At 61.7% G+C, this 21,336-nt stretch carries 21 protein-coding genes; 13 read left to right on the forward strand and 8 right to left on the reverse strand.

The annotated features are described in order from the left end of the window. Positions 1 to 411 precede the first annotated feature (411 nt). The 10 genes from ccoN (at position 412) to hemN (ending at position 10,987) form a co-directional block, all read left to right on the forward strand. On the forward strand, positions 412 to 1,854 hold the full coding sequence (ccoN, locus tag AC4PS6_RS21750) for a cytochrome-c oxidase, cbb3-type subunit I (RefSeq protein WP_014719443.1): 1,443 nt from the start codon (positions 412 to 414) through the stop codon (positions 1,852 to 1,854). Next, the gene (gene ccoO / locus AC4PS6_RS21755) at positions 1,854 to 2,462 is read left to right on the forward strand and encodes a cytochrome-c oxidase, cbb3-type subunit II (RefSeq protein ID WP_003193167.1); all 609 of its coding nucleotides are present in this window, start codon (positions 1,854 to 1,856) and stop codon (positions 2,460 to 2,462) included. Before ccoN ends, ccoO begins: the two co-directional genes overlap by 1 nt. A gap of 5 nt (positions 2,463 to 2,467) precedes the next feature. Further along, entirely contained in the window at positions 2,468 to 2,653 is a 186-nt protein-coding gene (locus AC4PS6_RS21760; RefSeq protein WP_003193169.1) for a CcoQ/FixQ family Cbb3-type cytochrome c oxidase assembly chaperone, read from the forward strand. Next, positions 2,650 to 3,627, forward strand: a complete 978-nt coding sequence (gene ccoP, locus AC4PS6_RS21765; protein WP_014719444.1) for a cytochrome-c oxidase, cbb3-type subunit III — start codon at positions 2,650 to 2,652, stop codon at positions 3,625 to 3,627. Before AC4PS6_RS21760 ends, ccoP begins: the two co-directional genes overlap by 4 nt. Before the next feature lie 429 nt (positions 3,628 to 4,056). Continuing rightward, complete coding sequence (ccoG, locus tag AC4PS6_RS21770; RefSeq protein ID WP_019820489.1) at positions 4,057 to 5,460, forward strand: cytochrome c oxidase accessory protein CcoG; 1,404 nt, start codon at positions 4,057 to 4,059, stop codon at positions 5,458 to 5,460. A gap of 14 nt (positions 5,461 to 5,474) precedes the next feature. Then, a complete protein-coding gene (locus tag AC4PS6_RS21775; protein ID WP_014719446.1) occupies positions 5,475 to 6,014 on the forward strand; it encodes a FixH family protein in 540 nt (179 codons plus the stop codon). Between the two features lie 125 nt (positions 6,015 to 6,139). After that, entirely contained in the window at positions 6,140 to 8,590 is a 2,451-nt protein-coding gene (locus AC4PS6_RS21780) for a heavy metal translocating P-type ATPase (protein WP_032903106.1), read from the forward strand. Between the two features lie 22 nt (positions 8,591 to 8,612). Beyond that, a complete protein-coding gene (ccoS, locus tag AC4PS6_RS21785; protein WP_014719448.1) occupies positions 8,613 to 8,825 on the forward strand; it encodes a cbb3-type cytochrome oxidase assembly protein CcoS in 213 nt (70 codons plus the stop codon). After that, complete coding sequence (locus AC4PS6_RS21790; RefSeq protein ID WP_014719449.1) at positions 8,818 to 9,501, forward strand: sulfite exporter TauE/SafE family protein; 684 nt, start codon at positions 8,818 to 8,820, stop codon at positions 9,499 to 9,501. Before ccoS ends, AC4PS6_RS21790 begins: the two co-directional genes overlap by 8 nt. A gap of 103 nt (positions 9,502 to 9,604) precedes the next feature. Beyond that, positions 9,605 to 10,987: an oxygen-independent coproporphyrinogen III oxidase gene (gene hemN, locus AC4PS6_RS21795; protein WP_073452579.1), complete on the forward strand. Its 1,383-nt coding sequence runs from the start codon at positions 9,605 to 9,607 to the stop codon at positions 10,985 to 10,987. Positions 10,988 to 10,993: 6 nt separating this feature from the next. Here the strand turns inward: hemN and AC4PS6_RS21800 are convergent, their stop codons facing one another. Further along, complete coding sequence (locus AC4PS6_RS21800) at positions 10,994 to 11,455, reverse strand: hypothetical protein (RefSeq protein WP_014719451.1); 462 nt, start codon at positions 11,453 to 11,455, stop codon at positions 10,994 to 10,996. 155 nt (positions 11,456 to 11,610) lie between these two features. On the opposite strand from AC4PS6_RS21800, the gene fnr reads away from it, so the two are divergent. Together fnr and AC4PS6_RS21810 are read left to right on the forward strand one after the other, a co-directional pair. Beyond that, positions 11,611 to 12,345: a fumarate/nitrate reduction transcriptional regulator Fnr gene (fnr, locus tag AC4PS6_RS21805; RefSeq protein ID WP_005790290.1), complete on the forward strand. Its 735-nt coding sequence runs from the start codon at positions 11,611 to 11,613 to the stop codon at positions 12,343 to 12,345. A gap of 76 nt (positions 12,346 to 12,421) precedes the next feature. Beyond that, positions 12,422 to 12,970, forward strand: coding sequence for an adenine phosphoribosyltransferase (locus AC4PS6_RS21810; protein WP_003193191.1), 549 nt, complete (start codon positions 12,422 to 12,424; stop codon positions 12,968 to 12,970). A gap of 109 nt (positions 12,971 to 13,079) precedes the next feature. Here the strand turns inward: AC4PS6_RS21810 and AC4PS6_RS21815 are convergent, their stop codons facing one another. From AC4PS6_RS21815 to AC4PS6_RS21840, 6 genes are all read right to left on the reverse strand, one after another. Beyond that, positions 13,080 to 14,228 carry an acyl-CoA dehydrogenase family protein gene (locus AC4PS6_RS21815; protein WP_014719452.1) on the reverse strand — a complete coding sequence of 383 codons (1,149 nt, stop codon included), beginning with the start codon at positions 14,226 to 14,228 and terminating at the stop codon, positions 13,080 to 13,082. A 211-nt stretch (positions 14,229 to 14,439) separates the two neighbouring features. After that, entirely contained in the window at positions 14,440 to 15,042 is a 603-nt protein-coding gene (gene recR / locus AC4PS6_RS21820; RefSeq protein WP_014719453.1) for a recombination mediator RecR, read from the reverse strand. Positions 15,043 to 15,108: 66 nt separating this feature from the next. Then, positions 15,109 to 16,143, reverse strand: a complete 1,035-nt coding sequence (curA, locus tag AC4PS6_RS21825) for an NADPH-dependent curcumin/dihydrocurcumin reductase (RefSeq protein WP_003193196.1) — start codon at positions 16,141 to 16,143, stop codon at positions 15,109 to 15,111. Between the two features lie 139 nt (positions 16,144 to 16,282). Continuing rightward, positions 16,283 to 16,621 carry a YbaB/EbfC family nucleoid-associated protein gene (locus AC4PS6_RS21830; RefSeq protein WP_003193199.1) on the reverse strand — a complete coding sequence of 113 codons (339 nt, stop codon included), beginning with the start codon at positions 16,619 to 16,621 and terminating at the stop codon, positions 16,283 to 16,285. A 43-nt stretch (positions 16,622 to 16,664) separates the two neighbouring features. Further along, complete coding sequence (dnaX, locus tag AC4PS6_RS21835; RefSeq protein WP_014719454.1) at positions 16,665 to 18,746, reverse strand: DNA polymerase III subunit gamma/tau; 2,082 nt, start codon at positions 18,744 to 18,746, stop codon at positions 16,665 to 16,667. 77 nt (positions 18,747 to 18,823) lie between these two features. Beyond that, positions 18,824 to 19,765, reverse strand: a complete 942-nt coding sequence (locus tag AC4PS6_RS21840; RefSeq protein ID WP_336826934.1) for a DMT family transporter — start codon at positions 19,763 to 19,765, stop codon at positions 18,824 to 18,826. Between the two features lie 98 nt (positions 19,766 to 19,863). Here AC4PS6_RS21840 and AC4PS6_RS21845 point away from each other — a divergent pair, with 98 nt between their 5' ends. Continuing rightward, positions 19,864 to 20,727, forward strand: coding sequence for a LysR family transcriptional regulator (locus tag AC4PS6_RS21845; protein WP_014719456.1), 864 nt, complete (start codon positions 19,864 to 19,866; stop codon positions 20,725 to 20,727). Positions 20,728 to 20,745: 18 nt separating this feature from the next. Here the strand turns inward: AC4PS6_RS21845 and AC4PS6_RS21850 are convergent, their stop codons facing one another. Next, positions 20,746 to 21,336: a hypothetical protein gene (locus tag AC4PS6_RS21850; protein ID WP_014719457.1), complete on the reverse strand. Its 591-nt coding sequence runs from the start codon at positions 21,334 to 21,336 to the stop codon at positions 20,746 to 20,748.

Genomic DNA, 21,336 nt, shown 5'->3' on the forward strand with positions numbered 1-21,336 from the left:
TACCTGTGGCGAGGGAGCTTGCTCCCGCTGGAGTGCGAAGCGCTCCCACGATTTTGGGGCCGCTGCGCAGCCCAACGGGAGCAAGCTCCCTCGCCACAGACATAAGTCGCGACCAAGTGTCGCACCCCTTCCATACCCAACTTTCCCCTCCTCCTATTCGGGTCTACGCTTGTTCCCACAGTGGAGCAATTCTGGCGTAGGCGACGGTATTCGTTGCGCCCCCTAAAATTCCTGTCCACTTGATCAGCTTTCTATTTCGGTCTTTATCCTTACACCAAACATGGAAAGGGCGCAGAATCTGGCGTGGAACGCATTGATACAGGTCAGCCATTGCGTTGCAATGGCCCCTCGGTTTCTACATACTTGCGGCCGATTTTACCTATAAAAAAACCTAAACCGTGGAACCTTAGAATGAGCACAGCAATCAGTCCGACTGCTTATAACTATAAGGTAGTCCGCCAGTTCGCCATCATGACGGTGGTCTGGGGGATCCTTGGCATGGGGCTCGGGGTGTTCATCGCCTCGCAACTGGTTTGGCCGCAATTGAATTTCGACCTGCCCTGGACGACCTTCGGCCGCCTGCGCCCGCTGCATACCAACCTGGTGATCTTCGCCTTCGGCGGATGTGCACTGTTTGCCACCTCCTACTATGTCGTGCAGCGCACTTGCCAGACGCGACTGATTTCCGATGGTCTTGCCGCCTTCACCTTCTGGGGCTGGCAGGCGGTCATCGTCGGCGCCATCATCAGCCTGCCCCTGGGCTACACCACCACCAAGGAATACGCTGAGCTGGAATGGCCGATCGCCATTTTGCTTGCCATTGTGTGGGTGACCTACGGCCTGGTGTTCTTCGGCACCATCGTCAAGCGCAAGACCAAACACATCTACGTAGGCAACTGGTTCTACGGGGCCTTTATCGTGGTCACTGCGATGCTGCACATCGTCAACCACGCCTCCCTGCCGGTGAACCTGTTCAAGTCCTATTCGGCCTATTCCGGCGCAACGGACGCGATGATCCAGTGGTGGTACGGCCACAACGCCGTAGGCTTCTTCCTCACCACCGGTTTCCTGGGGATGATGTACTACTTCGTGCCCAAGCAGGCCGAGCGTCCGATCTACTCTTATCGCCTGTCCATCGTGCACTTCTGGGCGCTGATCACCCTGTACATCTGGGCCGGCCCTCACCACTTGCACTACACCGCCTTGCCGGATTGGGCACAGTCCCTGGGCATGGCGATGTCGATCATCCTGCTGGCGCCAAGCTGGGGCGGCATGATCAACGGCATGATGACCCTCTCGGGCGCCTGGCATAAGCTGCGCACCGACCCGATCCTGCGGTTTTTGGTGGTGTCCCTGGCGTTCTACGGCATGTCGACCTTCGAAGGGCCGATGATGGCAATCAAGACCGTCAACTCGCTGTCCCACTACACCGACTGGACCATCGGCCACGTACATGCCGGCGCTCTGGGCTGGGTAGCGATGATCTCCATCGGCGCGCTGTACCACATGATCCCCAAACTGTTCGGCCGCGTGCAGATGCACAGCGTCGGGCTGATCAACGCACACTTCTGGCTGGCCACTATCGGCACCGTGCTCTACATCGCCTCGATGTGGGTCAACGGCATCACCCAGGGCCTGATGTGGCGTGCGATCAACGATGACGGCACCCTCACCTATTCCTTCGTCGAAGCGCTGCAAGCCAGCCACCCGGGCTTTATCGTACGTGCCCTGGGCGGTGCGTTCTTTGCCAGTGGCATGCTGTTGATGGCCTACAACGTCTGGCGCACCGTGCGTGCCAGCGACCCTGTAGAAGCCGAAGCCGCCGCCAAGATCGCCGTTGTGGGAGCTCACTGATGAAGCATGAAGTCGTCGAGAAGAACATCGGCCTGCTGGCCTTCTTCATGGTCATCGCCGTGAGCATTGGCGGCCTGACCCAAATCGTCCCACTGTTTTTCCAGGACGTGACCAACAAGCCGGTCGAAGGCATGAAGCCGCGCACCGCCCTTGAACTGGAAGGCCGCGACGTCTACATCGCCAACGGTTGCGTGGGCTGCCACTCGCAGATGATCCGCCCTTTCCGCGCCGAAACCGAACGCTACGGCCACTACTCGGTCGCCGGTGAAAGCGTGTGGGACCACCCGTTCCTGTGGGGTTCCAAGCGCACCGGCCCGGACCTGGCCCGTGTGGGCGGGCGTTACTCCGATGACTGGCAGCGTGCGCACCTGTACAACCCGCGCAACGTCGTGCCTGAGTCGAAAATGCCGGCGTACCCGTTCCTCGTGGAAAACAAGCTCGACGGCAAGGACACCGCGAAGAAGATGGAAGTCTTGCGCACCCTGGGCGTGCCCTACACCGACGAAGACATCGCCGGTGCGGCCGCCGCCGTGAAGGGCAAGACCGAAATGGACGCATTGGTGGCCTACCTGCAAGGCCTTGGCACCATCATCAAAAGCAAACGGTGACCTACATGGATATCGGGATGATTCGTGGCCTGGGCACCGTTGTGGTGATGGTGGCCTTTATCGGCCTGGCGTTGTGGGTGTTCAGCCCACGGCGCAAGTCGGAGTTTGACGACGCGACCATGCTGCCCTTCGCAGATGACCCCGAAGCCATCAAGCACGTCGAGCAAGCTTCTAGGAGTAACAAAGAATGACTACGTTCTGGAGTCTGTACGTCACAGTCCTCAGTCTGGGTACCATCTTCGCCCTGACCTGGCTGCTGCTGTCGACCCGCAAGGGCCAGCGCACCGAGCAGACGGACGAGACCGTCGGCCACTCGTTCGACGGCATCGAGGAGTACGACAACCCGCTGCCCAAGTGGTGGTTCATGCTGTTTGTCGGCACCATCGTCTTCGCCCTTGGTTACCTGGTGCTCTACCCTGGCCTCGGCAACTGGAAGGGCCTGCTGCCAGGCTACAACTACCTCGACAACGACAAGCAAACCCCGTTCGCCAACGGCCAGACCGGCTGGACCGGCGTGCACGAGTGGGAAAAGGAAATGGCCAGGTCGGAGGCCAAGTTCGGGCCGATCTTCGCCAAATTCGCGTCGATGCCGATTGAAGAAGTCGCCAAGGACCCGCAAGCCTTGAAGATGGGCGGCCGCCTGTTCGCCTCCAACTGCTCGGTGTGCCACGGCTCCGACGCCAAAGGCGCCTACGGCTTCCCCAACCTGACCGACGCCGACTGGCGCTGGGGCGGTGAACCCAACACCATCAAGGAAACCATCATGAAGGGCCGCCACGCGGTGATGCCGGGCTGGGCCGAAGTCATCGGTGAGCAAGGCGTGGCTGACGTAGCAGGCTTTGTGGTGACCCAACTCGATGGCCGCAAACTGCCGGAAGGCGCCAAGGCCGATGTGGCCAACGGTGAGAAACTCTTCGCCGCCAACTGCGTGGCCTGCCACGGCCCGGCTGGTAAAGGCACCCCAGCCATGGGCGCGCCCGACCTGACGCATCCGGGTGCGTTCATCTACGGTTCAAGCTTCGCGCAACTGCAGCAGACCATCCGTTATGGCCGCCAGGGCCAGATGCCGGCGCAGGAGCAGTTGCAGGGCAATGACAAAGTGCACTTGCTTGCGGCGTATGTGTATAGCTTGTCTCATGGGGATAAGAAGGCTGAGGAGCAGTAAAGTTAGCTGAGCACGCCATGGCCTCGCCACTGAGAGAGCGGCGGGGTCATTTCTTGAAAAGCTTAGATCCGGGGTGGGAGCTGGCGTGCCTGCGAAAGCGCTCTGTCCGTCACAAATAGGCTGACCGGCCCATCGCTTTCGCAGGCAAGCCAGCTCCCACATTTGTCCTCCTGCACATTCAAGACCGGGCCTGTTGACGGGATGGCCTTGAGACCTGCCGCGTCACCACAACCACAAAAACCGTCCATACTTGCCAAGTCAATTGATCCAGGTCACTTACACCATCAATTGATTTCCCCCAACGCGACCAAAGGTCGCACCCTTTGCGCACCATCGGGGGCGTATCATTAGGCCACTGCAACACCCTTAATTTGACCCCGGCTGGCACGTACTGGCCGAGGCAAATCTCCACCGCCGTGGGATGCAATGATGAGCGACCAGATACCGGTACATGACGTTACCCCGCCTGCCAAAACCGTCGACCTCTACGCTTCGCGTGAGAAGATTTACACCCGCGCCTTCACTGGCTTGTTCCGCAATCTGCGCATGGTCGGCGGTGCCGCTCTGTTTCTGCTGTACTTCGGCACCGTGTGGCTGAACTGGGGGGGTCACCAGGCGGTATGGTGGAACCTGCCGGAGCGTAAATTCTTTATTTTTGGTGCAACGTTCTGGCCTCAGGATTTCATCCTGCTGTCGGGCATTCTCATTGTCGCGGCCTTTGGCCTGTTCTTTATCACCGTATACGCCGGGCGCGTGTGGTGCGGCTATACCTGCCCGCAAAGCGTGTGGACATGGATCTTCATGTGGTGCGAAAAGGTCACCGAAGGCGACCGCAACCAGCGCATCAAGCTCGACAAGGCGCCCATGAGCGCCAACAAATTCCTGCGCAAATTCAGCAAGCACAGCCTGTGGCTGCTGATCGGCTTTGCCACCGGCCTCACTTTTGTCGGCTACTTTTCACCGATCCGTGAACTGGTATTCGATTTCTTCACCGGCCAGGCCGATGGCTGGTCGTATTTCTGGGTGGGTTTCTTCACCCTCGCCACCTACGGCAACGCCGGCTGGCTGCGTGAGCAGGTGTGCATCTACATGTGCCCCTATGCGCGCTTCCAGAGCGTGATGTTCGACAAGGACACCTTGATCGTGTCCTATGACCCCCGCCGTGGCGAAGTGCGTGGCCCGCGTAAAAAGGGTACCGACTACAAGGCCCAGGGCCTGGGCGACTGCATCGACTGCACGATGTGCGTGCAGGTGTGCCCTACCGGTATCGATATCCGCGACGGGCTGCAAATCGAATGCATCGGCTGCGCCGCCTGTATCGATGCCTGCGATAACATCATGGACAAGATGGAGTACCCACGCGGCCTGATCAGCTACACCACCGAACACAACCTGTCGGGGCAGAAAACCCATAAGCTGCGCCCGCGCCTGATCGGTTACGCCCTGGTGTTGCTGGCGATGATCAGCCTGTTGGTGGCGGCCTTCTTCATGCGCTCGCTGGTGGGTTTCGACGTCAGCAAGGACCGCGTGCTGTACCGTGAAAACGCCGAAGGACGCATCGAAAACGTCTACAGCCTGAAGATCATGAACAAAGACCAGCGCGACCACACCTACGTGCTCGACGCCGCTGGCCTGCCAGACCTCAAGCTGCAAGGCCGACGTGAAATCAAAGTGGCCGCGGGCGATATCGTCAGCATGCCGGTGGAGTTGTCGAGTGCGCCGGAGCAGTTGCCGTCGAGCACCAACGAGGTGACCTTCATCCTCAAGGACGCCGATGACACCAGCGTCCATATTGAAGCCAAGAGCCGATTCATCGGCCCACAAGTTCGTTAACAGGGAACACACGCATGCCTGCAACTACTGCCGCCAGCCCTTGGTACAAACACCTCTGGCCCTGGATCATCATCGCGATTCTGGCCTGCTCAGTGACCCTGACCTTGTCCATGGTGACCATCGCAGTGAACAACCCGGACAACCTGGTCAACGACAACTACTACGAGGCCGGCAAAGGCATCAACCGCTCCCTGGACCGCGAACGCCTGGCCCAGACCCTGCAACTGCGCGGCAAGCTGCACCTGGACGAACTGACCGGCGAGGTCGAGCTGCAACTGACTGGCTACAGCAATCCAAATACTCTGGAGCTGAACCTGATCTCCCCGACCCAGCCAGAGAAGGATCGCAAGATCAACCTCACCCGCAGCGACAGCGAGCCCGGTCGCTACATCGGCCAGGTCACCGACAAGGTCGAAGGTCGCCGTTTCGTGGAACTGCTTGGCGTGGAGGGCGGCAACACCTGGCGCCTGTTCGAAGAAGAAGAGGTCAGCCACGACAAGGACTTGCTGCTGGGTGACGAACCGTTGCAGGGCGCCGAGGACCTGAAGAAGTAGACGATGATCGTTCCCACGCTCTGCGTGGTAACGCCTTGCTGGACGCTCTGCGTCTGCCTTGTGACGCAGAGCGTCACGGGCAACATTCCCACGCAAAGCGTGGGAACGATCTACGGAACTGAGCAATGACCCAACCCACCCCCTGCTACCACTGCGCCCTACCCGTCCCCTCCGGCAGTCGGTTCACCGCCCAGATCCTCGGCGAACGCCGTGAACTCTGCTGCCCGGGCTGCCAGGCCGTGGCCGAGGCGATAGTGGCCGGCGGGCTGGAAAGCTATTACCAACACCGCAGCGAAGCCTCGGCCAACCCCGAGGCGCTGCCCGTGCAGTTGGTGGACGAGCTGGCGCTGTACGACCGCGCCGATGTGCAAAAACCCTTTGTACGCCATCAGGGCGAGCTGGCCGAAACCACCCTGCTGATGGAAGGCATCAGTTGCGCCGCCTGCGGCTGGTTGATCGAGAAACACCTGCGCAGCCTGCCTGCCGTGGCCGAAGCGCGACTGAACCTGTCCAACCACCGCCTGCACGTGCGCTGGGCCGATGGGCAATTGCCGTTGAGCCAACTGCTCAGCGAGCTGCGCCATATCGGTTACGCCGCCCATCCTTATCAGGCCGACCGCGCAGCCGAACAATTGGCCAGCGAGAATCGACTGGCCCTGCGACAACTGGGAGTCGCCGGCTTGCTGTGGTTCCAGGCCATGATGGCAACCATGGCCACTTGGCCGGAATTCAATATCGACCTGAGCCCGGAATTGCACGTCATCCTGCGCTGGGTTGCGATGTTTCTGACAACGCCCATCGTGTTCTACAGCTGCGCGCCCTTCTTCAAAGGCGCCCTGCGTGACTTGCGCACACGCCACCTGACCATGGACGTCTCGGTGTCCCTGGCGATTGGCGGCGCGTACCTGGCCGGCATCTGGACCGCGATCACTGGCGTAGGCGAGTTGTATTTCGATGCCGTGGGCATGTTTGCCCTGTTCCTGCTGGCCGGGCGCTACCTTGAGCGCCGCGCCCGGGAGCGCACTGCCGCAGCCACCGCCCAACTGGTCAACCTGTTGCCCGCCTCCTGCCTGCGCCTCAAAGACGATGGCCAGAGCGAGCGCATCCTGCTTAGCGAATTGGCGCTGGGTGATCGCGTGCTGGTACACCCCGGCTCCGTACTGCCGGCGGATGGCGTGATTCTCGACGGCCAATCCAGCATCGATGAATCCCTGCTGACCGGCGAGTACCTGCCGCAACCTCGGCGCACGGGCGACAACGTCACGGCCGGCACGCTGAATGTCGAAGGCGCGCTGACCGTCCAAGTGCGCGCATTGGGCCATGACACGCGCTTGTCTGCCATCGTGCGCCTACTGGAGCGCGCCCAGGCCGAGAAGCCGCGCCTGGCACAGATTGCCGACCGCGCTGCGCAGTGGTTCTTGTTGTGCTCGCTGATCGCCGCCGCGCTGATCGGCCTGCTGTGGTGGGAGCTGGACCCGTCGCGGGCGTTCTGGATTGTGCTGGCGATGCTGGTGGCGACCTGTCCGTGCGCTCTGTCCCTGGCCACGCCCACCGCGCTCACCGCCGCCACCGGCACCTTGCACAGTCTCGGGTTGCTGCTGACCCGCGGCCATGTGCTGGAGGGCCTGAACCAGGTTGATACGGTGATTTTCGACAAGACCGGCACCCTCACCGAAGGGCGCCTGGCGTTGCGCGCCATTCGGCCCTTGAGTGCGCTGGACAGCGACCAATGCCTGGGCCTGGCCGCCGCCCTGGAGAACCGTTCCGAACACCCGATTGCCCGTGCCTTCGGCCGTGCGCCGCTGGCCGCCGATGAAGTGCTGAGCACCCCAGGCCTGGGCCTGGAAGGTCGTGTGGGCGAACGTTTGTTGCGCATCGGCCAGCCGGGTTTTGTCTGTGAACTCAGTGGCTGTGCGATTCCCGCCTCACCGGACGAAGCCGGGCAATGGCTGCTGCTGGGCGACCGCAGCGGGGCGCTGGCCTGGTTCGTACTGGATGACCGCCTGCGCAGCGACGCACCCGCCTTGCTCGCCGCATGCAAGGCGCGGGGCTGGCGCACGCTGTTGCTCTCCGGCGACAGTTCGCCGATGGTGGCCAGTGTCGCCTCTGAGCTGGGTATCGACGAAGCCCACGGCAGCCTGCGCCCTGACGACAAGCTGAAGGTACTGCAAAACCTGCACAAAGAAGGTCGCAAAGTGCTGATGCTGGGCGATGGAGTCAATGATGTGCCGGTGCTGGCCGCCGCTGATATCAGCGTGGCGATGGGCTCGGCCACGGACCTGGCGAAAACCAGCGCCGATGCGGTGCTGTTGTCCAACCGCCTGGATGCGCTGGTGCAGGCCTTCAGCCTGGCGCGGCGCACTCGCCGAGTGATCATCGAGAACCTGTTGTGGGCCGGGTTGTACAATGGGCTTATGCTGCCGTTTGCGGCCCTGGGTTGGATCACTCCGATCTGGGCGGCGATCGGCATGTCCCTCAGTTCGTTGACCGTGGTGCTCAACGCGTTGCGCCTCACTCGCCTGCCGAGCGCGCAAGCGCCGGGGACCGCCCCAGCAACCCGCCCGCTGCCGGCCTGAGCCGCGTGGGCATGGAGTACAGATGCCAGCTCTCTATGTAATGATTCCGGCGGCACTGCTGTTAGTGGGCGTGGCCATCTACATCTTCTTCTGGGCCGTGGACAGCGGCCAGTACGAAGACCTCGATGGCCCGGCCCACAGCGTGCTGTTCGACGACCAGGACCCGAACCACCTGGCCGCCATCGATGAAGCCAACAACCCCGAGCAAGCGCCCAAAGAGCCGCCCCATGCTTGAGCTGGCGCCCTTGCTGGTCTCGGCGCTGATCCTAGGCCTGCTTGGCGGCGGCCATTGCCTGGGCATGTGCGGCGGACTGATGGGCGCGCTGACCCTGGCGATCCCCAAGGAACAACGCAGCCGCCGTTTTCGCCTGCTGCTGGCGTACAACCTGGGGCGCATCCTCAGCTATGCCACCGCCGGTTTATTGATCGGCCTGGCCGGTTGGGCGGTGGCCAACAGCCCCGCGGCGATGTTCATGCGAGTGCTTGCCGGGCTGCTGCTGATCTGCATGGGCCTGTACCTGGCCGGCTGGTGGAGCGGCCTCACCCGTATCGAAAGCCTGGGACGCGGCCTGTGGCGGCATCTGCAGCCGGTGGCCAACCGTTTGCTGCCGGTGTCCAGCCTGCCCCGTGCCTTGCTGCTAGGCGCGCTGTGGGGCTGGTTGCCGTGCGGGCTCGTCTACAGCACCCTGCTATGGGCGGCGAGCCAGGGCAATGCACTGGACAGCGCCTTGCTGATGCTGGCGTTCGGGCTGGGCACCTGGCCGGTGCTACTGGCCACCGGGCTGGCCGCCGAACGGGTGACGGCGTTATTGCGCAAGCGCAGCGTGCGGGTGACCGGTGGGGTGCTGGTGATGATCTTCGGCCTCTGGACCTTGCCCGGCCCCCATCAGCACTGGCTAATGGGGCATTAGCAGGCCCTGTGGCATAGCGCCGCTCCCCGTTGATGCAAATCAAGATGCCTGCACCGCCCTGCCCCTAGACTCGGCCCACTAGCCAATCCGGGGGACCGCCCGCATGCTCGACGCCATTCGTTGGGACACAGATCTGATTCACCGCTACGACTTGGCGGGACCGCGCTACACGTCCTACCCCACCGCCGTACAATTTGACAGCCAGGTCGGCACCTTCGACCTGCTCCACGCCCTGCGTGACAGCCGCAAGGCCGTAAGGCCACTGTCGCTGTATGTGCATGTGCCGTTCTGCGCCAACATTTGTTACTACTGCGCCTGCAACAAGGTGATCACCAAGGACCGTGGCCGCGCCCAGGCCTACCTGCAGCGCCTGGAGCAGGAAATCCAGCTGGTGGCCTGCCACCTCGACCCGCAGCAGCCCGTGGAGCAACTGCATTTGGGCGGCGGTACGCCCACGTTTCTCAGCCACGATGAACTGCGCCAGGTGATGAAATGCCTGCGCCAGCATTTCAATTTGCTGGATGACGATTCGGGCGACTACGGCATCGAAATCGACCCGCGCGAAGCCGACTGGGCCACCATGGGCCTGCTACGCGAACTGGGCTTTAACCGCGTGAGCATCGGCCTGCAAGACCTCGACCCCGAGGTGCAAAGGGCGGTCAACCGCCTGCAAAGCCTGGAAGAAACCCGCGCCGTGATCGATGCAGCGCGCACCTTGCAATTTCGCTCGATCAATATCGACCTGATCTACGGCCTGCCCAAGCAGTCACCGTTGAACTTTGCGCGCACCGTGGAAGAAGTCATCCGCTTACAGCCTGACCGCCTGTCCGTGTTCAACTACGCGCACCTGCCGGAACGCTTCATGCCCCAACGGCGGATCAACACTGACGAGCTGCCCTCACCAGCGGAAAAACTGCTGATGCTGCAAACCACCATCGAACAACTGACCCAGGCCGGTTACCGCTACATCGGCATGGACCACTTTGCCCTGCCAGACGACGAATTGGCCGTCGCCCAGGAAGAAGGCAAACTGCAGCGCAACTTCCAGGGTTACACCACCCACGGGCACTGCGACTTGATTGGGCTGGGGGTGTCAGCGATCAGTCAGATCGGCGACCTGTATTGCCAGAACAGCAGTGATCTGAACCAGTACCAGAATGCCTTGGCGGGTGCGCAATTGGCGACCAGCCGCGGCCTGGTCTGCACTACGGACGACCGGTTGCGACGGGCTGTAATCCAGCAGTTGATCTGCAATTTCAGCCTGGCATTCGAGGGGATCGAACAGGCGTACAACATCGATTTTCGCGGTTATTTTGCCGAGTTATGGCCGCAGCTGGAAACGATGGCCGCCGACGGCCTGATCGCGTTGGACGCCCACGGCATTCGTGTGCTCCCGGCCGGGCGCTTGCTGGTGCGTTCAGTGTGCATGGTGTTCGATGCCTACCTGGAGCACCAGAACAGGCAACGATTTTCGCGGGTCATCTAGACGTACTTACTTCATGGCCAGGCTGGCAGCCTTGACTGCATCACCGGCACTCATGTCTTTCATCGCCTTGGTCAGGGACGCCTGGGCGCTGGTCAAGCTGGCTTGCAGTGCGCTCAACGCTGACTGCAGCCCGGAGAGTCGGGCACGGGCCTGTTCTGGGCTGAGATTTCTGTCGGCCATTACCGCAGCCATCTCGGCTTGTTTCTCGGCAATCTGCTTTTTGATCTCACGAATCATCTTGAGCAGATTCTTGACGTTGTCCGCCAGGCCGCTGTCGTCGATGTCACTGTTTGTGGCTTTTTCCGCCGCAGCAGCTTTCATCGCGGCGCCGGAGATGGTCACCGAAACGGCAGGCTTGGCTTCGTCGGTCGTCGGGATCGCGGCAACATCCGGTTCGGCAGCTTTCTTGGGTTCGGGCAGTGCCTGGATCTGAGTGCGCGAAGCGAGTTGAGCAGTGAGGGCTAACATGGTCTGAGCCGCCGTATTTGTAGTCGATAGCAGTACTATCGGCGGTTTTAGCCAAATCTTTATATACCGGTCGGTTTTTTGTACACGCTGGCCTCCGTGCCCCCCAGTGCGTTACCCTTACGTCTTATGTGTGTTTTCCCACAAGGATTTAAGAAATGTCCGAGCCAGTCAAACTGCGCGCTCACAGCCAGGCCCATTGCAAGGATTGCAGCCTGGCTCCCCTCTGCCTGCCACTTTCATTGAATCTGGAAGACATGGATGCGCTGGACGACATCGTCAAACGCGGCCGCCCGCTGAAAAAAGGCGAGTTTCTGTTTCGCCAGGGCGACAAGTTTGATTCCGTCTATGCAGTACGCTCTGGCGCGTTGAAGACCTTCAGCCTCAGCGACGGCGGCGAAGAGCAAATCACCGGTTTCCACCTGCCAAGCGAGTTGGTCGGGCTGTCGGGGATGGACACCGAGATTCACCCGGTGTCGGCCCAGGCCCTGGAAACCACCTCGGTGTGCGAAATCCCATTCGAGCGCCTGGATGAACTGGCCCTGCAACTGCCGCAATTGCGCCGCCAATTGATGCGCGTGATGAGCCGCGAGATTCGTGACGACCAGCAAATGATGCTGCTGCTGTCGAAGAAAACCGCCGATGAGCGCATTGCCACCTTCCTGGTCAACCTGTCGGCGCGCTTTCGCGCCCGTGGGTTCTCGGCCAACCAGTTCCGCCTGAGCATGTCGCGCAATGAGATCGGTAATTACCTGGGCCTGGCGGTTGAGACCGTGTCCCGCGTGTTTACTCGTTTCCAGCAGAACCAGTTGATCGCCGCCGAGGGCAAAGAGGTGCATATCCTCGACCCGATCCAGCTGTGTGCATTGGCTGGCGGTTCCCTGGAGGTCTGATCCAGGCTGCGGCCGCGCCAATCGGCGAGGCCGCAGGTATACTTCGAGTCCGTTTTCCGCTCTGGACTCCTCGACGATGACTTTTGATTCGTTCGACATCAAATCCCTGATTCGCCCCGTCATCGACTTCCCCAAGCCTGGGGTGATCTTCCGTGACATCACGCCGCTGTTCCAATCGCCCCGCGCCCTGCGCCTGGTGGCCGACAGCTTTGCCCAACGCTATGTCGAAGCCGACTTCACCCATATCGGTGCGATGGATGCCCGTGGCTTCCTGATCGGCTCGATCATCGCCTACCAGCTCAACAAGCCGCTCATCCTGTTTCGCAAGCAAGGCAAGCTGCCGGCGGACGTGCTGGCCGAGGGTTACCAGACCGAGTACGGCGAAGCCTTCCTGGAAGTGCACGCCGACAGCCTGTGCGAAGGCGATTCGGTGCTGATGTTCGATGACCTGATCGCCACCGGCGGCACCCTGATTGCTGCAGCGAACCTGGTGCGGCGCATGGGGGCAAAGATTTTTGAGGCTGCGGCGATTATTGATTTGCCAGAGCTGGGTGGCTCGCAGCGCTTGGCAGACATGGGGATTCCGACGTTTTGCCTGACGCAATTTGGGCTGACTGAGAGATAAGGGTCGTCAGTACTGCCGTCATCGCGGGCAAGCCCGGCTCCCACCTTGGAATGCATTCCCCTGTGGGAGCTGGGCTTGCCCGCGATGAGGCCCGAAAGAACACCCCGGTTTACAACCCCATCTGTTTACTGATGATTTCATTCATCACTTCACGCGTCCCGCCACCAATCGACAGAATCCGGTTATCGCGATAAAGCCGTTCCACCAGGCTGCCACGCATATACCCCTGCCCCCCCAATATTTGCACCGCGTCATACGTCACCCGATCAGCGGTATCGGTGGCCAGGTTCTTGGCCATGGAAATCTCTTTGATCACACTCTTGCCAGCGGCCATCTTCGCGGCCTGACGATAGGTGAACTCGCGGGAAACCTCCACGGCGGTAGCCATTTCCGCCAGGCGATGCTTGAGCACCTGGAATTTGCCGATGGGTTTGCCGAATGCTTCGCGCTGGGCGGCCCACTGGAGGCTTTCCTCCAAGGCCAGTTGCGCGGTCATGTTGGCCATGAGGGCCAAGGCCAGGCGCTCGCTCTGGAAGTTGCCCATGATGCAGGCAAAGCCCATGTTCTCGACACCGATGAGATTGCCCACAGGCACGCGGCAATCGTCGAAGAACAACTCGGCGGTGTCCGACGCCCACCAGCCCATCTTCTTCAGCGGCTGGCCGACGGTGAAACCCGGGATGCCCTTTTCGATCAGCAGCAGGCTGATACCGCCAAAGCCCGGCCCACCTGTGCGCACGGCCACGGTGTAGAAATCAGCGCGAATGCCGCTGGTGATAAAGGTCTTGGCGCCGCTCACGCGGTAATGCTCGCCTTCACGTACGGCGCGGGTTTGCAGGTTGGCTACATCCGAGCCGCCGCTGGGCTCGGTGACCGCCAGGGCGATGATCTTCTCGCCGGCGAGCACCAGAGGCGCTATGCGCTCACGCACGTCGGGCCGGGCCCATTTGACGATGGGCGGCAGGCCAATATCCAGGGAGCCGAGCCCGGCCACCACGCCACCGGAGCCGCACCGCATCAGCTCTTCGCTGGCGGCGACCTTGGCGAACAGATCGCCTTCGTGGCTGCCACCCAGCGCCTCGGGGTAGCCGATGCCCAGAACGCCCGCCGCACCGGCCTTGAGGTAAAGCTCGCGGGGAAAACTTTCCGCTTCCTCCCATTGCTCGATGCCGGGCAACATCTCGCGTTCGACGAAGCGGCGCACGCTGTCGCGGACCAATTGGTGGCTGGGATCGAAGTATTCCTGAAAGGCAGACATCGGCAAGCTCCATGGCGGGATGGAGCGAACTTACCAAGCGCTTGCTTGGTTATCAAGCCGAATACATTTTTTACCGTCACACAAAACCAATGTGGGAGCCGGGCTTGCCCGCGATGCAGACGCCTCGGTTTTTCAGGTACACCGTGGTGATGCTATCGCAGCGATGCGGCGACCCGACAAGCCAGCTCCCACATTGGGACTGCAGTGGGTTTTAAAGCGCGATGGGTTTGCGGCCTGCGAACGAGTGCGCCAGGGTGCCGCCGTCCACCAATTCCAGCTCGCCACCCAACGGTACGCCATGGGCGATCCGTGAAGTAATCAAACCTTTATTGGTCAGCAACTGAGCGATGTAGTGCGCCGTGGCTTCACCTTCCACCGTCGGGTTGGTCGCCAGGATCACTTCAGTAAAGGTGCCCTGCTCTTCGATTCGCGCCACCAGTTGTGGAATACCGATGGCTTCCGGCCCCAGGCCATCGAGCGGCGACAGGTGGCCCTTGAGCACGAAGTAACGCCCGCGGTAACCGGTCTGCTCCACGGCGTACACATCCATCGGCCCTTCCACCACGCACAGCAACGTGTCGTCGCGACGCGGGTCGGCGCATTGCGGGCAGAGTTCTTCTTCGGTAAGGGTGCGGCACTGGCGGCAATGGCCCACACCTTCCATGGCCTGGCTCAGGGCCTGGGCCAGGCGAGTGCCGCCGCTGCGATCACGCTCCAGCAGTTGCAGCGCCATGCGCTGGGCAGTTTTCTGGCCGACGCCGGGCAAAGTGCGCAAGGCGTCGATCAGTTGGCGAATCAGGGGGCTGAAGCTCATGGGCGAAGGGTCCGACAAAACAACGAGACGCGGTTTATACCCGCGCCCCGGATTAGCGTCAAATACTCAATCCTGCGCGACGCGCACCACCAACTTGCCGAAGTTGCGCCCTTCGAGCAGGCCGATAAAGGCTTCGGGCGCCTGCTCCAGGCCATCGACCACGTCCTCGCGGAACTTGATCTTGCCCTCGCGCACCCAAGGCGCCATAGCGCTGAGGAACTCCGGCTGGCGGTCGCCATAGTCGTCGAACACAATAAAGCCCTGGATCCGCACCCGCTTGGTCAGCAAGGTGCGTTGCAGCGCCGGCAAACGGTCAGGGCCGCTGGGCGCTTCATGGGCGTTATAGCCGGCGATCAACCCGCACAGCGGCACGCGCGCCTTGGGGTTGAGCAAAGGCAGCACAGCATCGAAGACTTTACCGCCGACGTTTTCAAAGTAGATGTCCACGCCTTTGAAGCAGGCCAGGGCCAGTTCATGGGCAAAGTCTTCGCTCTTGTGGTCGATACAGGCGTCAAAGCCCAACTCATCCACCACATAGCGGCATTTGTCCGCGCCACCGGCGATGCCCACCACGCGCAAGCCCTTGAGCTTGGCCACCTGGCCCACCACCGACCCCACCGCGCCCGACGCAGCCGCCACCACCAGGGTTTCCCCGGCCTTGGGCTGGCCGATATCCATCAGGCCCATATAGGCCGTCATGCCCGGCATACCCAGTACGCCCAGGGCCATCGACGGACTCGGCAGACCCTTGGGCAGCGGGATCAGGTTATGGCCTTCGCAAATGCAGTGGCTTTGCCAGCCAGTGGCGCCGACCACCAGGTCGCCCACTTCGAATTTCGGGTTGCGCGATTGCTCGACACGGCTGACAGCCCCACCGGTCATCACTTCACCGATTTCCACGGGTGCGGCGTAGGACGGCGCGTCACTCATGCGTCCACGCATGTAGGGGTCCAAAGACAGGTACAGGGTCTTGAGCAGCACCTGGCCGTCTGCCAGGTCCGGCAGGCTGACACGTTCCAGGCGAAAGTTTTCCGGCGTGGGGGCGCCTTGAGGGCGTGAGACCAGAACGATGCGTTGGTTGAGCGTCATTTCTTGAGGCATCAGCGGGGCTCCTTTATCGGTGAGTGGTTTCAACGGTATAGGGTGCAGACCATCGGTGAAGGCTTGGGGTTCGATGTTTCGACCGGCGAAAAAAATGCCAGGCACGATGCCTGGCATTTGAGTCTAGCTAAAGCGTGTATCAGAACGGCAGTTTCATGCCCGGTGGCAGTTGCATGCCAGCGGTCACGCCGGACATTTTGTCCTGGCTGTTGGCTTCGATCTTGCGCACAGCGTCGTTGACGGCTGCGGCGAACAGCGCTTCGAGCATTTCCAGGTCATCTTCACCCACGCCCGGCAATACGCTTGGGTCGATGCTGACACGCTTGATGTCGTGACGACCGGTCATCACCACGCTGACCATATCGCCACCGGCTTTACCGGTGACTTCGGCGTTGGCCAGCTCTTCCTGCATCTTGGCCATTTTTTCCTGCATCTGCTGCGCCTGCTTCATCAGGCCGGCCATGCCACCTTTCATCATGGGAATCACCTCAAAAGTACGTGGATCAATGAATAGCCCGGTGTCATGACGCTTGGGGCACCGGGGCTTCGACAGGTTCAATAGTATCGTGGCGGACGACCGCACCGAACTGTTGCATCATTTGTTGGATAAGCGGATCTGCGTGGATCGAATCCTCAGCCTCGCGCTGGCGGTTAAGGCGCCGACGGGTCGCGGCCTGGGCCGGCGTTTCCTGCTCGGGCTTGATCAGCTCGATGGCAATGGTCAGCGTGCGCCCATGGTACTGGTTGAGCGCATCGTTGAGCCGGCGCTGCTGGGTGGCGTTGAACAAGGCGCTATGGGCCGGGTCCAGGTGCAGCAGCCAGTGGTCGCCTTCGATGGAAATCAGGGTGCAGTTGGCGGCGATACTGCCGGTCATGCCGGAGATCGGCAATTTCGGAAACAATTCCAGCCATTGCAGGGCCAGACCGGTAGCCGGGGCCGCGGCAGGTTCTGCCTCGGGCTCGGGCGCCGGTTCCGCGGTGTGCTCGCTGGCCAGTTCGTCCAGGTAGCTGTAGGCCGAATCCATGTCCGGCTCGATGTAGTCTTCGTCCAGCGGCGGTTCGTCATCCAGGTCAATGCCCGGCGTGGCCGCGTCGACCTGGGCGACCGTCGGTTCAGGAACGGGCGCCGATACCCACTCAGGGGCATCCGGCACCACGCTGTCCGGAGTCGGCGTAGGCATCGGCGTCAGCTCGGGTTGCTCGCCGGTGGTTTCCAGCACGGGCTCCACGGCGGGCTGTTGCTCGGGCTCTACTTGCGCTTCGACCGGGTCATTCCAGGGCAAGTCGACCACGGGTTCGGGCTCGGGCTCAATGACCGGCTCGGGCTCGACCACCGGTGCGACGGCAACCGGCGCAGGTTCAGGCTCAGGTGCCGGCGCAACCGGCTCAGGCACAGCAACCGCAGGCGCTGCAACTACTGGCGCGACAACGGCCGCCCCAGCCACGGGTTTGGCGGAATCAACTGTGGCCTGGCTGATCCCCACTGGCTTTAGCGGCTGTCTCGGTGCGTCTGCCGAATCTGCCGGCCGGAACGCCAGCATGCGCAGCAGCACCATTTCAAAGCCACCCCGCGGGTCGGGTGCCAGGGGCAAGTCGCGGCGACCGATCAGGCCCATCTGGTAGTAGAACTGCACGTCTTCGGCCGGCAAGGCCTGGGCCAGGGCCAATACGCGATCACGGTCGCCATGACCGTTGTCCACGCCTTCCGGCAGGGCCTGGGCGATGGCGACGCGGTGCAATACGTTGAGGATTTCCGAAAGCACGCCATTCCAATCCGGGCCTTGCTCCGACAGGTGGCGCACCGCTTCGAGCAACGCCTTGGCGTCACCCTCGATCAGCGCGTGCAGCACGTCGAACACCTGGCCGTGGTCCAGGGTACCGAGCATGGCGCGCACGTCGGCGGCCATGACCTTGCCTTCACCAAACGCGATGGCCTGGTCGGTGAGGCTCATGGCATCGCGCATCGAACCATCGGCGGCACGGCCCAGCAACCACAGCGCGTCGTCTTCGAACGGTACGTTCTCGACGCCCAGCACGTGGGTCAAATGCTCGACCACACGCTCGGGGGTCATGTTTTTCAGGGAGAACTGCAGGCACCGCGACAAAATCGTTGCCGGAAGTTTCTGCGGGTCGGTGGTGGCCAGGATGAATTTGACGTAGGGCGGCGGCTCTTCCAGGGTTTTCAACAAGGCGTTGAAGGAGTGGCTGGACAGCATGTGCACTTCGTCGATCAGGTAGACCTTGAAGCGGCCACGGCTCGGCGCGTACTGCACGTTGTCCAGCAGTTCGCGGGTGTCTTCGACCTTGGTACGACTCGCGGCGTCGATCTCGATCAGGTCGACGAAACGCCCTTCGTCGATCTCACGGCACACCGAACAGGTGCCACAAGGCGTCGAGGTAATACCGGTTTCACAATTCAGGCATTTGGCGATGATGCGCGCAATCGTGGTCTTGCCCACCCCGCGCGTACCGGTGAACAGGTAGGCGTGGTGCAGCCGTTGGCTGTCCAAGGCATTGATCAGAGCCTTGAGCACATGGGTCTGGCCGACCATTTCGCGGAACGAGCGCGGGCGCCATTTACGTGCAAGAACCTGATAACTCATCGAAAACCGTCGCAACTGGGAAGCAGAAGCCGGTAATGCTAGCGGAGCAAGGGGGAAATTGCATCCGGCACGCTCGTCTAATCTGACGAAGCTTGTTCGATTGGCCTCCCAGAGGGCACCTGAGGACGTTTTGCTGGCACCTTGGAGCGCCAACGCCCTTCCAGACTGATAGCGGCGACGCTGGCCAGCACGACCACTGCGCCCAGCATCACCTGCAGGGTGACGTGTTCGCCAAGCAGCGTGGCGGCCATCAGCATGGCAACCGGTGGAATCAGGTACATCGCCACCGACGCACGACTGACCTCGACGTGCTTCAACACATAACCCCAGGCCAGATAGGCCAAGGCACTGGGAAAAATACCCAGCACCAGCACGGCGAGATTCTCCCCCATCGGTGCCTGCACGATGGCGGCGGGCAGTCCCGGCAGGTTCACGCACAGCATCAGCGTACCGGACCACACCATGTAGCACGCCATCGTCAACGGGCTGTAGCGATGGGCGTAATGTCGCTGGATGGCGAAGTACACACTCCATGAGCAGGCCGCCAACAAGATCAGCAAACCCCGTGGGTTGAGATCGCCCATGCCCTGGTCGCCCCAGATCACCACCAGTACGCCAGCCAACCCCAACAGTACGCAACCCCAGCGCCAGGCGCTGACCTGCTCTTTCAAGCAGAAAAACGCGATCAACACACTGAACAACGGCGCCGACTGTGCCAACACACTCGACGCTGCCGTCGTCACCCATTGCTGCCCATGATTGAGACTGGTGTGGTGCAGGAACACCCCGAAAAAGCCCAGCACCAACAACCACGGCAGGTCGCGCAATGGTGGCCGTCCAATTCCCACCCCCCAGGCCACGCAGCCCATGAATACCGACGCGATCAAAAACCGCAGCAGCGCCAATTGGCCGGGGCTATAACTGTGCAACCCCATGTGTACGCCGATGGGCGAATACGCCCAGCAGAGGATGACGCTGGCAATGACTAGCGTAAGCTTCAGAGGTGACGGAGTATTCATCGACAGCATCCACGCAAAAGGAATGCTGCCAGTCTTGGCCCAGGCCAGGCATAGGACAATTAAGCGTTTCTGACTTCTGAAATCATTGGAACTGAGCAATGGAACTGGCCCAACTGAAAATGGTGCGAGCCGTGGCGCAAACCGGCAGCGTGGCCCAGGCGGCACTGCAATTGCACTGTGTGCCGTCCAACATCACCACGCGCATCAAGCAGCTGGAAAGCGAGTTGGGCACGCCGCTGTTTATCCGTGCTGGCCGAGGGCTGGCGATCAGCGCTGCGGGAGAAATCTTCCTGGATTACTGCGAACGTATCCTGGCCTTGGTGGATGAATCCAAACGCGCGGTGGATGCCAGCGCCATTCCCCGTGGCACCTTGCGCATCGGTGCGGTGGAATCCAGTGCCAGCGGGCGCTTGCCGCCGCTGCTGGCGGAATACCACCGGCGTTATCCCAATGTCAGCCTGGAACTGGTCACCGGTGCCTGGGCGCAACTGCTGGACGACCTGCAGCACCACCGCCTGGACGTGGCGCTGGTGGCCGCCGGCGGCAAACGCACGAAGCTGGAACAGAGCGTGGTCTACAGCGAACGCCTGGTGCTGATCGCCAGCGCGTGCAGCGCGCCTATCAATAGCGCCGAGGACTTGGCCGGCCGTACATTGCTGGTATGGCCGCCGGGCTGCCCTTATCGCGCCGCCCTGGAAAACTGGCTCAAGCCCCATAACGTCAAGCCAGCGATTGCCAGCTATGCAAGCTGGGGCACGATCATCGGTTGCGTCAGCGCGGGGATTGGCGTGGCGTTGGCACCCGAGGGGATCCTGGCGCGCTATGAACAGGCCAATCAGTTGGCGTCTTATCGCTTTGAAGCGCTGACGCCCGTGGACAACCTGTTGTTCTGGCATACGGACACCCAGCGGCACCTGGCGCGAGATGCGTTCGCCGGGCTACTGCGCGAGACCTTTGGCTGACTTGCTCGCTCCTACAATTTAGGGCTTCGGGGCAGCCAACCGTGCGTACTGGCCCTGGCTGATCCAGCCCGTGAAAGAGCGGTCGTCAGCGTTGATGAATTCCACCTGCGCCCAACCGTCCTTGAACGCCAGTACGCCCACCACGTCATGCTTGACGATGTAGGGCCGCTTTGCCGCTTTGGCGCCCGGCGTTTTAAGCAGGTAAGCCTTGTCGGCAGACACCGTCACCAAGCCGATCCATTGTTTGCTGGCGGTCTGGCTCAGCTCCAGGCCCGTGGCGATTTCCGGCATCAGCACATTGATGCAGCCAGGGTGTTGGCGGCCCTGCGCCACGGTCAGGGTCACCCCGTCGGGCGCCGCGGCCACACTGCCTGGGTAGGCAGCGTCCCGCCAGGTGGTGAGCGCTTCGGGCTTGCCTTGCAGGTAGAACGTGCAACCACGGGCCACACCCTCGCCCATCGATTCCTGATAGAACCCCTCGACCTGATGCCCAGGCGTCACCGCCAGCATCAGCCCTTCATATTTACCTGAATGCAACGCCGCCGAGCCGGCCAACGCGGGCGCCACGGCGCACCACGACAACACTCCCATCGCCAGATAACGAATCAT

The organism is Pseudomonas sp. DW-iso17, from assembly GCF_058725345.1.

Bases quoted from the DNA above. Each gene is read 5' to 3' on its own strand.
- ccoN (WP_014719443.1), top strand. From the start codon at position 412: ATGAGCACAGCAATCAGTCCGACTGCTTATAACTATAAGGTAGTCCGC.
- ccoO (WP_003193167.1), top strand. From the start codon at position 1,854: ATGAAGCATGAAGTCGTCGAGAAGAACATCGGCCTGCTGGCCTTCTTC.
- AC4PS6_RS21760 (WP_003193169.1), top strand. From the start codon at position 2,468: ATGGATATCGGGATGATTCGTGGCCTGGGCACCGTTGTGGTGATGGTG.
- ccoP (WP_014719444.1), top strand. From the start codon at position 2,650: ATGACTACGTTCTGGAGTCTGTACGTCACAGTCCTCAGTCTGGGTACC.
- ccoG (WP_019820489.1), top strand. From the start codon at position 4,057: ATGAGCGACCAGATACCGGTACATGACGTTACCCCGCCTGCCAAAACC.
- AC4PS6_RS21775 (WP_014719446.1), top strand. From the start codon at position 5,475: ATGCCTGCAACTACTGCCGCCAGCCCTTGGTACAAACACCTCTGGCCC.
- AC4PS6_RS21780 (WP_032903106.1), top strand. From the start codon at position 6,140: ATGACCCAACCCACCCCCTGCTACCACTGCGCCCTACCCGTCCCCTCC.
- ccoS (WP_014719448.1), top strand. From the start codon at position 8,613: ATGCCAGCTCTCTATGTAATGATTCCGGCGGCACTGCTGTTAGTGGGC.
- AC4PS6_RS21790 (WP_014719449.1), top strand. From the start codon at position 8,818: ATGCTTGAGCTGGCGCCCTTGCTGGTCTCGGCGCTGATCCTAGGCCTG.
- hemN (WP_073452579.1), top strand. From the start codon at position 9,605: ATGCTCGACGCCATTCGTTGGGACACAGATCTGATTCACCGCTACGAC.
- AC4PS6_RS21800 (WP_014719451.1), bottom strand. From the start codon at position 11,455: ATGTTAGCCCTCACTGCTCAACTCGCTTCGCGCACTCAGATCCAGGCA.
- fnr (WP_005790290.1), top strand. From the start codon at position 11,611: ATGTCCGAGCCAGTCAAACTGCGCGCTCACAGCCAGGCCCATTGCAAG.
- AC4PS6_RS21810 (WP_003193191.1), top strand. From the start codon at position 12,422: ATGACTTTTGATTCGTTCGACATCAAATCCCTGATTCGCCCCGTCATC.
- AC4PS6_RS21815 (WP_014719452.1), bottom strand. From the start codon at position 14,228: ATGTCTGCCTTTCAGGAATACTTCGATCCCAGCCACCAATTGGTCCGC.
- recR (WP_014719453.1), bottom strand. From the start codon at position 15,042: ATGAGCTTCAGCCCCCTGATTCGCCAACTGATCGACGCCTTGCGCACT.
- curA (WP_003193196.1), bottom strand. From the start codon at position 16,143: ATGCCTCAAGAAATGACGCTCAACCAACGCATCGTTCTGGTCTCACGC.
- AC4PS6_RS21830 (WP_003193199.1), bottom strand. From the start codon at position 16,621: ATGATGAAAGGTGGCATGGCCGGCCTGATGAAGCAGGCGCAGCAGATG.
- dnaX (WP_014719454.1), bottom strand. From the start codon at position 18,746: ATGAGTTATCAGGTTCTTGCACGTAAATGGCGCCCGCGCTCGTTCCGC.
- AC4PS6_RS21840 (WP_336826934.1), bottom strand. From the start codon at position 19,765: ATGAATACTCCGTCACCTCTGAAGCTTACGCTAGTCATTGCCAGCGTC.
- AC4PS6_RS21845 (WP_014719456.1), top strand. From the start codon at position 19,864: ATGGAACTGGCCCAACTGAAAATGGTGCGAGCCGTGGCGCAAACCGGC.
- AC4PS6_RS21850 (WP_014719457.1), bottom strand. From the start codon at position 21,336: ATGATTCGTTATCTGGCGATGGGAGTGTTGTCGTGGTGCGCCGTGGCG.